Genomic DNA, 13,065 nt, shown 5'->3' on the forward strand with positions numbered 1-13,065 from the left:
ATGTGTGAGGCTGTGCCCCATGCCTGTCGTAGGTGACCTGCGCCTGCTGTTGCGTCTGCGGTACTTCCGGCGCCTTCTGTATGTCCGCCTCCTCTCCCAGGGAGCCGACGGCGTCTACCAGGTCGCGCTCGCCGCGTACGTCGTCTTCTCCCCGGAGAAGCAGACGTCGGCCACCGCGATCGCATCGGCGATGGCGGTCCTGCTGCTCCCCTACTCGCTGGTCGGCCCCTTCGCGGGCGTCCTGCTGGACCGCTGGCGTCGCCGGCAGGTCTTCGTGTACGGCAACCTCCTGCGCGCCCTGCTGGCCACGGCCACTGTCGCGCTGATGATCGGCCACGCCCCCGACTGGCTCTTCTACCTCTCCGCGCTGTGCGTCACAGCCGTCAACCGCTTCGTCCTCGCCGGGCTGTCCGCCGCCCTGCCCCGGGTCGTCGACATCGAACGCCTGGTGCTGGCCAACTCCCTCTCCCCGACGGCCGGCACGCTCGTCGCGACCGCCGGCGGAGGCCTGGCTTTCGGGGTCCGGCTCGTGGCGTCGGACTCCGACGCGGCAGTGGTGCTGCTCGGGGCCTTCTTGTATCTGTGTGCGAGTCTCGCTTCCCTGAGCCTGCCTCCCGGCCTCCTCGGCCCCGACCGGCACCCGAAGCGTCCTCGCCTCGGTACGGCGCTCGCCGAGACTGCACGCGAGCTACTCGCGGCCGTCCGGCACCTGGCCTCGCCGCCGCGCAGGGAGGCGGCCTGGGCCCTGGCCGCGATGACGCTGATGCGCTTCTGCTACGGCGCGCTGCTCGTCCTGGTGCTCATGCTCTGCCGCTATGCCCTCTCCGACACCCCCGAAGAAGGGCTCCGCCTGCTCGGACTGGCGTTGATGCTGTCCGGTGCCGGGTTCTTCACGGCGGCCGCGCTGACCCCCTGGGCGGCGGGACGGCTCGGTCCCGGGCGCTGGATCGTGGTGTGCTCCGGGGCGGCCACGGTCCTCGAACCCGCCCTGGGTCTCCCGTTCGCCACCGCGCCCCTCATGGTCGCGGCCTTTGTTCTGGGCCTGATCACCCAAGGCGCCAAGATCGCCACGGACACGATCGTTCAGGCCTGCGTCGAGGACGACTTCCGCGGCCGGATCTTCTCCGTGTACGACGTCCTCTTCAACGTGGCTTTCGTCGGCGCGGCGGGAGTCGCGGCGTTGATGTTGCCGCCGGACGGCCGCTCGACGGTACTGGTGGTCCTCGTCGCCGTGATCTACGGCGTGACCGCCACGTCCCTGGCTCGCTTCGAGCGTCGGCAAGCCGCCGCGCCATAGACGGAACGAGGGGCAATGTTTCACGTGAAACATCGCCCCTCGGGTCGCGGACGGCTGTTTCACGTGAAACATCGCCCGCGCCGGCTCAGCTCTGAGCGGCCCACCACTCCTTGAGAGCAGCCACCGCGGCATCGTGGCCCATCGGACCGTTCTCCAGGCGCAGCTCCAGCATGTGCTTGTACGCCTTGCCGACGACCGGCCCCGGGCCGACATCCAGGATCTCCATGATCTGGTTGCCGTCGAGGTCCGGGCGGATGGCGTCCAGCTCCTCCTGCTCCTGGAGCTGGGCGATGCGCTGTTCCAGGCCGTCATAGGCCCGGGACAACGCGGCCGCCTTCCGCTTGTTCCGCGTGGTGCAGTCGGAGCGGGTCAGCTTGTGCAGGCGGTCGAGCAGCGGGCCCGCGTCACGGACGTAGCGGCGGACCGCCGAGTCCGTCCACTCTCCGGTGCCGTAGCCGTGGAAGCGCAGGTGCAGTTCGACCAACCGTGAGACGTCCTTCACCAGCTCGTTGGAGTACTTCAAGGCGGTCATGCGCTTCTTGGTCATCTTGGCGCCGACCACCTCGTGGTGGTGGAAGGAGACCCGGCCGTCCTTCTCGAAGCGGCGAGTGCGCGGCTTGCCGATGTCGTGGAGCAGCGCGGCCAGGCGGAGCGTCAGGTCGGGGCCGTCCTGCTCCAGCTCGATCGCCTGCTCCAGAACGATCAGGGTGTGCTCGTAGACGTCCTTGTGCCGGTGGTGCTCGTCACGCTCCAGGCGCAGTGCAGGCAGCTCGGCCAGGACATGGTCGGCGAGCCCGGTCTCGACGAGCAGGGTGAGGCCCTTGCGCGGATACGGAGAGACGATCAGCTTGTTCAGCTCGTCCCGGACCCGTTCCGCCGAGACGATCTCCAGGCGCCCGGACATCTCCGTCATGGCGGTGACGACCTCGGGGGCGACCGCGAAATCCAGCTGGGCGGCGAATCGGGCGGCCCGCATCATGCGCAGCGGATCGTCCGAGAACGACTCCTCGGGCGTGCCCGGTGTCCGCAGCACACGCGCCGCGAGGTCCTCCAGGCCGCCGTGCGGGTCGATGAAATCCTTCTCCGGCAGCGCCACGGCCATCGCGTTGACCGTGAAGTCGCGGCGGACCAGATCTTCCTCGATGGAGTCGCCGTAGGAGACCTCGGGCTTGCGGGAGGTGCGGTCGTACGCCTCCGACCGGTAGGTGGTGACCTCGATCTGGTAGCCGCCCTTGTGCGCGCCGACCGTACCGAAGGCGATCCCCACCTCCCAGACGGCGTCCGCCCATGGCCGGACGATCTTCAGTACGTCCTCGGGGCGGGCGTCGGTGGTGAAGTCCAGGTCGTTGCCGAGCCGGCCGAGCAGCGCGTCGCGGACCGATCCGCCGACCAGGGCGAGCGAGAAGCCGGCCTCCTGGAATCGGCGGGCGAGGTCGTCGGCGACGGGAGCCACCCGCAGCAGCTCGGCGACCGCGCGCTGCTGCGCCTGGCTCAGGGCAGAGGGAGTGTCTTCGTTGGGGTTCGGCACAACAGAAGAGGGTACGTGCCCCGCGCGACCAGGGGCGCCTCGATTACGGTGGCAGGACGGCTCCCGCCATACCCGCGCAAGCGCTGCTCTTGCGGCGTACGCCTGCTCTCCGCCCGATACTGGATATAGAGGACAGGTCATCACCCGTCCTCCGATCTTGTGGTGGAGACCGCGGCACTTCCGTTCAGCGGGCATCGTTACCATGCGTGGACGCACATTCCGACGACCACTGACGACGACGAGGGACGGGCGAGCGCGTGGCCGAGGCGGCAGACTTCCAGGCGACCAGTGCCTCACCTGCCCGCATGTGGCTGCGGCGCGCCGGGGCACTGCTGACCGGGGCGCCGCTGCTGGCCGGCCTGCTCCAGCTGCCCGCCGCCGGGCCCGCACAGGCCGCCTCCTCGGACACCGTCTCGGTCTCCGTGGACACGCTCACCCCGAACGCCCCCACGGACGGTGACACGCTGACCGTCTCCGGCACCGTGACCAACGACGGCAAGCAGACCGTCACCGACGCCCACGTGGGCTTGCGCGTAGGCCCCCAGCTGACCACCCGCTCGGGCATCGACTCCGTCGCCCGGCACTCCGAGGAGCTGCAGAGCGGCACGGGCACCGAGGTCGGTGACAAGTACGAGGAGAAGTTCGACAAGCTGGCCCCCGGCGTCGCCCAGCACTTCAGCATCTCCGTCCCCGTGGACAAGCTCGACCTCGGCGACGACGGGGTCTACGAGCTGGGGATCGCCCTGTCCGGCCAGACCTCCGCCCAGCGCTGGGACCAGGTTCTCGGCATCAAGCGGACCTTCCTGCCGTGGCAGCCGTCCGATGCGGACACCAAGACGAAGACGACGTTCCTGTGGCCTCTGATCTCCACGGTCCACATGACGGCCAAGACGGGCGCGGGCGACCTGCAGACCCCGGAGTTCCTCAACGACGACCTGGCCAAGGAACTGGCACCCGGCGGCCGGCTGGCCCAGATGGTGGAGCTGGGCAAGGACCTCGACGTCACCTGGGTGGTCGACCCGGACCTGCTGGCCTCCGTCGACGCGATGGCCGTGGGCAACTACCGGATCCAGAGCAGCGGCGGCACCAGCACGCCCGGCTCCCGGGAGAACCAGGCGCTCGCCAAGCAGTGGCTGGCGAACCTGCAGAAGGCGGTGACCGGCAAGGAGGTCGTCGCGCTGCCCTTCGCCGATCCGGACCTGGCCGCCCTCGCGCACAACGGCACCAGCGTCACGGGCTCGCTCAGCCACCTCAAGGACGCCACCGACGTCGCCGCGACCACCGTCAAGACCGTGCTCCATGTCACGCCGACCACCGACTTCGCGTGGCCCGTGAACGGCGCCGTGAACCCGTCGATCATGAAGGTCGCGACCTCCGCCGGAGCCGACCGGGTGATCGCGCGCAGCGACAGCCTCCAGGAGACCTCCGGGCTGTCGTACACGCCGTCCGCCGCCCGCCCCGTCGGCGGTGGCACCACGGCGGTGGTCGCCGACACCCGGCTGTCCACGGCGTTCCAGGACGATCTGACGAAGGCAGGCTCGGCCACCCTCGCCGTGCAGAAGTTCCTGGCCCAGAGCCTGGAGCTGAACACGCAGACGGACACACAGCGCAGCATCGTCGTCGCGCCCCAGCGCATGCCCAGCGCCAGCCAGGCACAGGCGATGGCGACGGCGCTGCGAGCGCTCCAGGGCAGCGCCTGGTCACAGTCGCAGGACCTCACCGCCGCGGCCAAGGACAAGCCCGACCCGGACGCCACCACGCGCATCCCCTCGACGTCCTCCTACCCCTCCTCGCTGCGCCGGCAGGAACTGCCGCAGACAGCCTTCGAGCAGATCGCCCGCACCCAGGACAAGCTCGACAACTTCCAGGTGGTCCTCACCGACCAGTCCCGCGTGGTCACCCCCTTCGGACGGGCCATAAACCGGGAGATGTCCACGTCCTGGCGCGGCCGGGGCAGCGAGGCGGAAAGCTACCGGGGCGGTGTGGAGGAATGGCTCGACGAGCTGACCGACCAGGTCAAGCTGATCGACAAGTCCGAGACCAAGCTCTCGGGCCGCAGCGCCACCATCCCCGTGACCGTCCAGAACAACCTCGTCCAGCCCGTCGGCCACCTGGTGCTGCGCCTCACATCCACCATGCCGACCCGTCTGAAGATCGGCGGCAAGGCCTACGACGAACAGCCCGTGGAGATCTCCGGCGGGCACAGCCAGTCGGTGAAGTTCACCACCTCGGCCAACGCCAACGGCCGGGTCGGAGTGATCGCCCAGCTCTACACCGAGGACGGCCAGAAGTACGGCGAAGCCGTCAGCTTCGACGTCAAGGTCACCGAGGTCACGCCCACCGTGATGCTGGTCATCGGCGGCGGCGTACTGCTTCTCGTCCTCGCCGGCTTCCGCATGTACACCCAGCGCAAACGCGCCGCGGCCCGGCAGGCCGGGGAGGGCGGACCGGGCACGGCGGGGGAGGGACCCGACGAGCCCGGGAACCCCGAGGGGCCCGGAGACCGTCTCCCCGACGAGTCCGGCTCCCCCTCCGGGGCAGACGGCCCGGAGCAGCCGAGTGACCCTGCACCGGACACCGCACCGGAAAACGCCGACCCGTCCGGGACGGGTGAGAGAGTGGACCGTTGAGCGATGTCGTGGCCGGTGGGCCCGGGACGATGAGGTGGGGTAAGCATGAACGCGCCGTACGACGGTGACCGCGGCCATGGCGCGGCCGGCTCGGGCTACCCCGAGCCGCCGCCCGAGCCCGGCCAGGTGCCGCCGCAGCCCGCGGCGGACATGTACCTCCAGGACGCCTACGAGCAGGACCCCTACCGCTCCCAGGACCTCTCGGCCCAGGACCCGGTCGCCGAGGCGCTCTACGACCGTGCCGCGCACCCTCCGCCGCCCCCGGGCACGTACGACCCCCAGCAGCCTCTGTACGCGCCGCCGGGTCAGTCTCCGTACGCTCCCGACCCGCAGGTGTGGGCGCAGACCCCGGCGCCGGAGCCGGGCGGCGCCACCCCGTACATGCCCTACGGCGAGGACCCGCGCACGACCCGGTTCGTCGGCGTGGACGACCTGGTCTCGCACTCCGGTGAGGAGTACCACGAGCCGGACGCCTTCGCGCACCTCTTCAAGGACCAGCAGCACAGCGGCGGGCATGCGCCCATGGATCCCCCGGCCGTCCCGGGCCCGGCCGCCGCGCCCGGGAACGGATACGGTCCCGCCGGCCAGTACCCGCAGCCGCACGGTCAGCACCCGCAGCAGGGCACCCCGTACCCCGGCGCCTCCTACCCGGCCGACCCCTCCGCCGCCGGACACCCGGTGCAGCCCCCGGTGCCCGCCCCGGCCGCCGCCCCTGATCCCACCGGGCACCCCGGGGCCGCCGAGCCGGAGCCCCCCACGGCCGGCGAGGCTCCCGCCGCCCCCGCCAAGAAGGGCGGCCGGGCCGCCGGGCTGCTGAAGTCCAGCGCCGTCATGGCGGCGGGCACGATGGTCTCCCGCCTCACCGGTTTCATCCGCTCCGCGCTGATCGCCGCCGCGCTAGGTCTCGGCTTCCTCGCCGACTCCTTCCAGGTGGCCTACCAGCTGCCGACGATGATCTACATCCTCACCGTCGGTGGCGGCCTGAACTCCGTGTTCGTGCCGCAGCTGGTGCGGTCCATGAAGGAGGACGAGGACGGCGGCGAGGCCTTCGCCAACCGGCTGCTGACGCTGGTGATGGTGGCGCTCGCCGCGCTGACCGGACTCGCGATGTTCGCCGCGCCGCTGCTGGTGCGGGCGCTGTCGCCCACCATCGCCGCCAACCCTGCCGCCAACGACGTCGCGGTCACCTTCACCCGGTACTTCCTGCCCTCGATCTTCTTCATGGGCATCCACGTGGTGATGGGTCAGATCCTGAACGCGCGCGGCAAGTTCGGCGCGATGATGTGGACCCCGGTCCTCAACAACATCGTCATCATCATCTCGCTCGGCATGTTCATCTGGGTCTACGGCAGCGCCGCCAACTCCCACATGGACGTCACCAACATCCCGCCGGAGGGGCAGCGGCTCCTCGGCGTCGGCATCCTGCTGGGCCTCGTCGTCCAGGCGCTGGCGATGATCCCCTACCTGCGCGAGACCGGCTTCCGGATCCGGCTGCGGTTCGACTGGAAGGGCCACGGCCTGGGCAAGGCCGCGATGCTCGCCAAGTGGACGGTGCTGTTCGTTCTCGCCAACCAGGCGGGTGCCATGGTCGTCACCCAGCTGTCCACCGCCGCGGGCAACGACTCCGGTGTCAAGGGCACCGGCTTCGCCGCCTACGCCAACGCCCAGCTGATCTGGGGCCTGCCCCAGGCCATCATCACCGTGTCCCTGATGGCTGCCCTGCTGCCGCGCCTGTCGCGCTCGGCCGCCGAGGGAGATGCAGGCGCGGTCCGCGACGACATCTCCCAGGGCCTGCGCACCACCGCGGTCGCCATCGTGCCCATCGCCTTCGGCTTCCTCGCACTCGGCATCCCGATGTGCACGCTGATCTTCGGCTCGGCGGGCACGGGCTCGGCCGTCAACATGGGCTACATGCTGATGGCCTTCGCCCTCGGCCTGATCCCCTACTCCGTGCAGTACGTCGTCCTCCGCGCGTTCTACGCCTACGAGGACACCCGCACCCCCTTCTACAACACGGTCATCGTGGCGGCGGTCAACGCGGGCGCCTCGGCGCTCTGCTACTTCCTGCTGCCGCCGCGCTGGGCGGTCGCCGGTATGGCAGCCGCCTACGGCCTGGCCTACGCCATCGGCGTGGGCGTCGCCTGGCGGCGGCTGAGCAAGCGGCTGGGCGGTGACCTGGACGGGTCCCGGGTGCTGCGCACGTACGCGCGGCTGGGCATCGCCTCGGTGCCGGCGGCCCTGCTCAGCGGCGCTGCCTGCTACGGCATCGGGCACACCCTCGGCCAGGGCGTGATCGGCTCCTTCGCCGCACTGCTCGTCGGCGGCGTCGTCCTGTTCGGCGTCTTCTTCGTCGCCGCCCGCCGGATGCGCATCGAGGAGCTCAACTCGCTCGTGGGTATGGTGCGCGGGCGTCTGGGTCGTTGAGGCGGGGGTACGCGCACAACCATCGTCCGCCGCCGTGTGTCGTGCATAGCGGCGGACTGTGGGCACAATTGGTTTCGGCGTCGGACAGCGTGCAACGGATGGGGAGGCAGGGACGACGGTGGCGGAACGGAGTACGGCTGCCGTCGACGTGGCAGACAACAGCGGTGATCAGCCGCTGACCGCGAAGGCGGACCAGTCCACGGCCGACGGGGTGGCCAAGAACCCGGAGTGGGACACGGACAGCGACGAGACGCAGGGGAGCGGCGCGGCCGAGGGTCCCGGAAAGAAGGCCTCGCCACCGGAACTGCACAGCGGGCACAAGCTGGCCAGACGCTACCGGCTGGAAGAGTGCGTCACCCGTCTGGACGGCTTCAGCAGCTGGCGTGCGGTCGACGAGAAACTCCGGCGTGCCGTCGGCGTCCATGTGCTGCCCGCGGACCACGTACGGGCCCGTTCCGTCCTTGCCGCCGCCCGCTCCTCCGCGCTGCTCGGCGACCCCCGCTTCGTCCAGGTCCTCGACGCCGTCGAGGAGAACGACCTCGTCTACGTCGTGCACGAGTGGCTCCCCGACGCCACCGAGCTGTCCGCGCTTCTCGCGGGCGGCCCGCTGGAGCCGCACGACGCCTACCAGATGGTCAGTCAGGTCTCCTCCGCCATGGCTGCCGCACACCGCGAGGGCCTCGCTCATCTGCGGCTCAACCCGAACGCAGTACTGCGCGCCTCGACCGGCCAGTGGCGCATCCGCGGCCTCGCCGTGAACGCCGCGCTGCGCGGCATCAGCTCCGACACCCCGCAGCGCACCGACACCGAAGCCATCGGCGCCCTGCTGTACGCGGCCCTGACCCAGCGCTGGCCGTACGAGAACGACGCCTACGGCCTCTCCGGCCTCCCCAAGGACATCGGACTCATCGCACCGGACCAGGTGCGCGCCGGTATCCACCGCGGCCTGTCGGAGCTGGCCATGCGGGCCCTCGTCAACGACGGGGCCACGGCGTCCCGTCACGAGGCTCCGTGCACCACGCCGGAGGAGCTGGTGAAGGCGATCGGCGAGATGCCGCGCATCCGCCCGCCGGAGCCGGCGTTCGCGGCGCCGCCGGAGTACCAGCGCACGACCTACCAGCAGGGCACCTACGGCCGCCCGGCGCCGCATCCCGGTGCCACACAGCCCATCGCGCCCCCGCCGCCTCCACTGCAGAGCCGCACCGGCAAGGCCCTGAAGTGGGCGGTGTCGGCCCTCCTCATCGCCGCCCTCGGACTGGGCAGCTGGCAGCTGGCGGACGCCCTGATGCAGGGCGAGAAGTCGGACGACACCCACAAGAGCCAGACGACGGAGGGTGGCGACAAGAACGTCACGAAGCCGAAACCGAAGCCGATAGCGATCCAGCAGGGCCAGGAATTCGTCGCCGAGGGCGGCGCCCAGAACTCCGGTGCCGAACCCAAGACCTACGACGGCAACGCGTCGACGTTCTGGAAGACCAAGAGCTTCAACGAAGGTCCGGCGATCGCCCCGCTCAAGCCGGGCGTCGGCATCGTGTACGACCTCGGCTCGGCGAAGAAGCTCAGCACCGCCACCCTCGACCTGCGCTACAGCGGTGACCACACGACGGTCGAGCTGTACGCTGCGGACTCGCTGACGCCGGCATCGCTGGACTCCATGACGAAGATCGGCAGCGTTACGACCACGGGTACCACCGCCACGGTGAAGGTCACCAAGTCGGTCAAGACGCAGTACGTCCTCGTCTGGCTGACGGCCGTGCCGAACTCGGGGTACGACTCCACCCTGTACGCCAGTGCCGGCTGGAAGCAGGCCATCGGCGAAGTGAAGTTCACGGGCTGACGTCTCACCCGGACCGGAGGGGGCAGATGGCGGAAGGCGCCGGATACGAGGGAGTGGGCGACCGAGACCTGCTCGCCCGCCACGTGGAAGGCGATCCTGATGCCTTCGGTGAGATCGTGCGGCGGCATCGGGACCGGCTCTGGGCGGTCGCACTGCGAACGCTGGGCGACCGCGAGGAGGCCGCCGACGCGGTTCAGGATGCCTTGGTGTCGGCCTACCGGGCCGCCCACACCTTCCGGGGCCAGTCAGCGGTCACGACGTGGCTGCACCGCATCACGGTGAACGCCTGCCTGGACCGGGCACGTAAAGCGGCCTCGCGGAAGACAGCTCCGGTCGACGACACCGAGCGGCTGGAGCAGCTGCTGGAGCCGCACGAGTCCGCTTCGGCACCGGCGGAGCGGAACGACGTGCACCGCCAGCTCCTCGAAGCACTCGGCACCCTTCCGCCGGAACAGCGGGCCGCCCTCGTCCTGGTGGACATGCAGGGCTACCCCGTGGCCGAGGCCGCGCGAATCCTGGATGCCCCGGTCGGCACGGTGAAGAGCCGGTGCGCGCGCGGCAGGGCCAAACTGCTACCCCTCCTCACCCACCTACGACCCGAGGGCACCAGGGATCCACGAGCCGGTGACACCGAAAACCCGAGAGAACCCGGCCGGGCTGCGGGCAGCGAGGGGGCCGGCCGGGCCGGGGACGGAAAGAAAGCCGGCGCTGGACGGAACCGAGGGCCGGGGACATCCGTCCCACCGGCAACGGGGTCACCGAGCGAACGCCCCAGAGGAACGGGGCCGAGCGATTCAGCCGTAGTGAAGGGCGGAGGTGGGCGAGCGTGACTTCCACGACAGACACGGCCGGGCACCCGGACGTCGCGGAGATCTCCGACCTCACCGAAGGCCTCCTCCCGCCAAACCGCAGCACCGACGTGCGCCGCCACCTGGACACCTGCGAGCTGTGCGCGGACGTGTATGCCTCGCTGGAGGAGATCCGGGGACTGCTGGGGTCCGTGCCGGGACAGGAGGGCATGCCGGACGATGTCGCCCAGCGCATCGACGCCGCCCTTGCCGCCGAGGCCGCGCTGAGCGCCATGGGCGAGGACGCCGTGGCTCATGTTTCACGTGAAACATCGCCCGTTGCTGGGCACCCCGCTGAGCACGCCGCTGAGCAGTCCCCTGATCCCCTCGTTGATCGCCCGCTCGACCTCGATCACCCCAGCGATCGGCCCGCCGGGCGCCCCCGCGCAGCGACCGGTCCGGGGCGCAAGGGACCCGAGCGCCGTCGGCGCCGTGGCCGTCTCGTGCTCGGTGCCGTTCTCACGGCCGCTGTGCTGGGAGCCGGGTCGCTGATCGTGACTTCGCTCGGGGACAACAGCGACCACACCACGGCCCACAGCAAGCCGACCCCCTCCGTCGGAGCCTTCTCCGGCGACAGCGTGGAGAACCAGGTGCACAGCCTGCTCACCACGAAGAAGTCGCGGCCGCACGGCACTGAGAACCCTCAGCGGGGCCCCGACGGCGAGTCGAACACACCCGGTTCGACCGAGGGTCCGAACACGCTGATCCAGACCGCGGTTCCCGTACCCGACTGTGTACGGCAGGCGCTCGGCCAGGGGCATGACGTCCTTGGTGCCAAGACGGGAACGTACGCGGGAAAGGCCGCCTACCTCGTCGTGGTGGCGGACGCCCACAACGGCCAGCGGGTCACGGCCTACGTGATCGACGCGGCATGCGTGCAGCAGCAGTCGGCTTCGCCCGGTGAGGTTCTGCTGAAGCAATCCGTCTCACGTCACTGACTCGCCGGGTTCCTGAGTCACCCGGTCGCCGAGTCACCGGGTCGCTGAGTCGGCTGGAACAATCCTTCGGTCGTCCGTGGGCAGGCGTGTGCCCGGACACACTGGGAATGCGGGCCCCGTAGGATCCGTTGGGTGGGGTGGGAGTCCTGAAAAGGGCTCGCACCGGTCGACTGACGCAGACCAGAGACGAGGAATCAAGCCGTGAGCGACGTCCGTAACGTGATCATCATCGGCTCCGGGCCCGCAGGCTACACGGCGGCGCTCTACACCGCCCGTGCCTCGCTGAAGCCCCTGGTGTTCGAAGGCGCCGTCACCGCGGGTGGTGCACTGATGAACACCACCGAGGTGGAGAACTTCCCGGGCTTCCGCGACGGCATCATGGGCCCCGACCTCATGGACAACATGCGCGCCCAGGCCGAACGCTTCGGCGCCGAACTGGTTCCGGACGACGTCGTCTCCGTTGACCTGACCGGTGAGATCAAGACTGTCACCGACACTGCGGGCACCGTCCACCGCGCGAAGGCTGTCATCGTCACCACCGGCTCCCAGCACCGCAAGCTGGCTCTGCCGAACGAGGACGCGCTCTCCGGCCGCGGTGTCTCCTGGTGTGCCACCTGCGACGGGTTCTTCTTCAAGGACCAGGACATCGCCGTGATCGGCGGTGGTGACACCGCGATGGAGGAGGCCACCTTCCTCTCGCGGTTCGCCAAGTCCGTGACGATCGTCCACCGCCGGGACACCCTGCGCGCCTCCAAGGCGATGCAGGAGCGCGCCTTCGGGGACCCGAAGGTCAAGTTCGTCTGGGACAGCGAGGTCGCCGAGATCCAGGGCGACCAGAAGCTCTCCGGCCTGAAGCTGCGCAACCTCAAGACCGGTGAACTGTCCGAGCTGCCCGTGACGGGTCTGTTCATCGCGATCGGTCACGACCCGCGCACCGAGCTGTTCAAGGGTCAGCTGGACCTGGACGAGGAGGGCTACCTGCAGGTCGCCTCCCCGTCCACGCGCACCAACCTGAGCGGCGTCTTCGCCGCCGGCGACGTGGTCGACCACACCTACCGCCAGGCGATCACCGCGGCCGGCACCGGCTGCTCCGCCGCTCTGGACGCCGAGCGCTTCCTCGCCGCTCTCGCGGACGAGGAGCAGGCGGAGCCCGAGAAGACCGCCGCCGTCTGACCTCCCACCTCTCTCCCCCCGACGCACGACCAAGGTAAGGAGCCCGCCGTGGCCGGCAACCTGAAGACTGTGACCGACGATTCCTTTGATCAGGACGTCCTGAAGAACGACAAGCCCGTCCTGGTGGACTTCTGGGCGGCCTGGTGCGGCCCGTGCCGTCAGATCGCCCCGTCCCTCGAGGCGATCGCCGCCGAGTACGGTGACAAGATCGAGATCGTCAAGCTCAACATCGACGAGAACCCGGCCACGGCCGCCAGGTACGGCGTCATGTCCATCCCGACCCTGAACGTCTACCAGGGCGGCGAGGTTGCCAAGACCATCGTCGGCGCCAAGCCCAAGGCCGCGCTGCTCCGCGACCTCGAAGACTTCATCGCCGAGTGACGTTTCACG

General features: G+C 70.0%; 9 protein-coding genes. 8 read left to right on the plus strand and 1 reads right to left on the minus strand.

What is annotated here, in order from left to right; all coding sequences use genetic code 11:
- The first annotated feature begins 19 nt into the window (after nucleotides 1-19).
- Nucleotides 20-1,297 carry an MFS transporter gene (locus tag ACZ4SF_RS22155; protein ID WP_468387040.1) on the plus strand — a complete coding sequence of 426 codons (1,278 nt, stop codon included), beginning with the start codon at nucleotides 20-22 and terminating at the stop codon, nucleotides 1,295-1,297.
- 85 nt (nucleotides 1,298-1,382) lie between these two features.
- Here ACZ4SF_RS22155 and ACZ4SF_RS22160 read toward each other — a convergent pair whose 3' ends face one another.
- Nucleotides 1,383-2,825 carry a CCA tRNA nucleotidyltransferase gene (locus ACZ4SF_RS22160; RefSeq protein ID WP_468387043.1) on the minus strand — a complete coding sequence of 481 codons (1,443 nt, stop codon included), beginning with the start codon at nucleotides 2,823-2,825 and terminating at the stop codon, nucleotides 1,383-1,385.
- A 257-nt stretch (nucleotides 2,826-3,082) separates the two neighbouring features.
- Between ACZ4SF_RS22160 and ACZ4SF_RS22165 the strand changes: the two genes are divergently transcribed.
- The 7 genes from ACZ4SF_RS22165 (at nucleotide 3,083) to trxA (ending at nucleotide 13,056) form a co-directional block, all read left to right on the plus strand.
- On the plus strand, nucleotides 3,083-5,455 hold the full coding sequence (locus ACZ4SF_RS22165; RefSeq protein WP_468387046.1) for a DUF6049 family protein: 2,373 nt from the start codon (nucleotides 3,083-3,085) through the stop codon (nucleotides 5,453-5,455).
- A gap of 45 nt (nucleotides 5,456-5,500) precedes the next feature.
- Nucleotides 5,501-7,879: a murein biosynthesis integral membrane protein MurJ gene (gene murJ / locus ACZ4SF_RS22170; RefSeq protein WP_468387049.1), complete on the plus strand. Its 2,379-nt coding sequence runs from the start codon at nucleotides 5,501-5,503 to the stop codon at nucleotides 7,877-7,879.
- A 118-nt stretch (nucleotides 7,880-7,997) separates the two neighbouring features.
- Entirely contained in the window at nucleotides 7,998-9,716 is a 1,719-nt protein-coding gene (locus ACZ4SF_RS22175) for a protein kinase family protein (protein WP_468387052.1), read from the plus strand.
- Nucleotides 9,717-9,742: 26 nt separating this feature from the next.
- Nucleotides 9,743-10,546, plus strand: coding sequence for an RNA polymerase sigma factor SigM (sigM, locus tag ACZ4SF_RS22180; protein WP_468387055.1), 804 nt, complete (start codon nucleotides 9,743-9,745; stop codon nucleotides 10,544-10,546).
- Nucleotides 10,543-11,502 carry a hypothetical protein gene (locus ACZ4SF_RS22185; RefSeq protein ID WP_468387058.1) on the plus strand — a complete coding sequence of 320 codons (960 nt, stop codon included), beginning with the start codon at nucleotides 10,543-10,545 and terminating at the stop codon, nucleotides 11,500-11,502. Before sigM ends, ACZ4SF_RS22185 begins: the two co-directional genes overlap by 4 nt.
- A gap of 201 nt (nucleotides 11,503-11,703) precedes the next feature.
- Nucleotides 11,704-12,675, plus strand: a complete 972-nt coding sequence (gene trxB / locus ACZ4SF_RS22190; protein ID WP_468387061.1) for a thioredoxin-disulfide reductase — start codon at nucleotides 11,704-11,706, stop codon at nucleotides 12,673-12,675.
- A gap of 48 nt (nucleotides 12,676-12,723) precedes the next feature.
- The gene (trxA, locus tag ACZ4SF_RS22195; protein ID WP_468387064.1) at nucleotides 12,724-13,056 is read left to right on the plus strand and encodes a thioredoxin; all 333 of its coding nucleotides are present in this window, start codon (nucleotides 12,724-12,726) and stop codon (nucleotides 13,054-13,056) included.
- Nucleotides 13,057-13,065 lie beyond the last annotated feature (9 nt).

It is taken from the genome of Streptomyces sp. NPDC027663 (assembly GCF_055566415.1).

What these genes read in the sequence shown, in the direction of transcription:
- murJ (WP_468387049.1), top strand. Translation starts at nt 5,501, where the DNA reads ATGAACGCGCCGTACGACGGTGACCGCGGCCATGGCGCGGCCGGCTCG.
- sigM (WP_468387055.1), top strand. Translation starts at nt 9,743, where the DNA reads ATGGCGGAAGGCGCCGGATACGAGGGAGTGGGCGACCGAGACCTGCTC.
- ACZ4SF_RS22155 (WP_468387040.1), top strand. Translation starts at nt 20, where the DNA reads ATGCCTGTCGTAGGTGACCTGCGCCTGCTGTTGCGTCTGCGGTACTTC.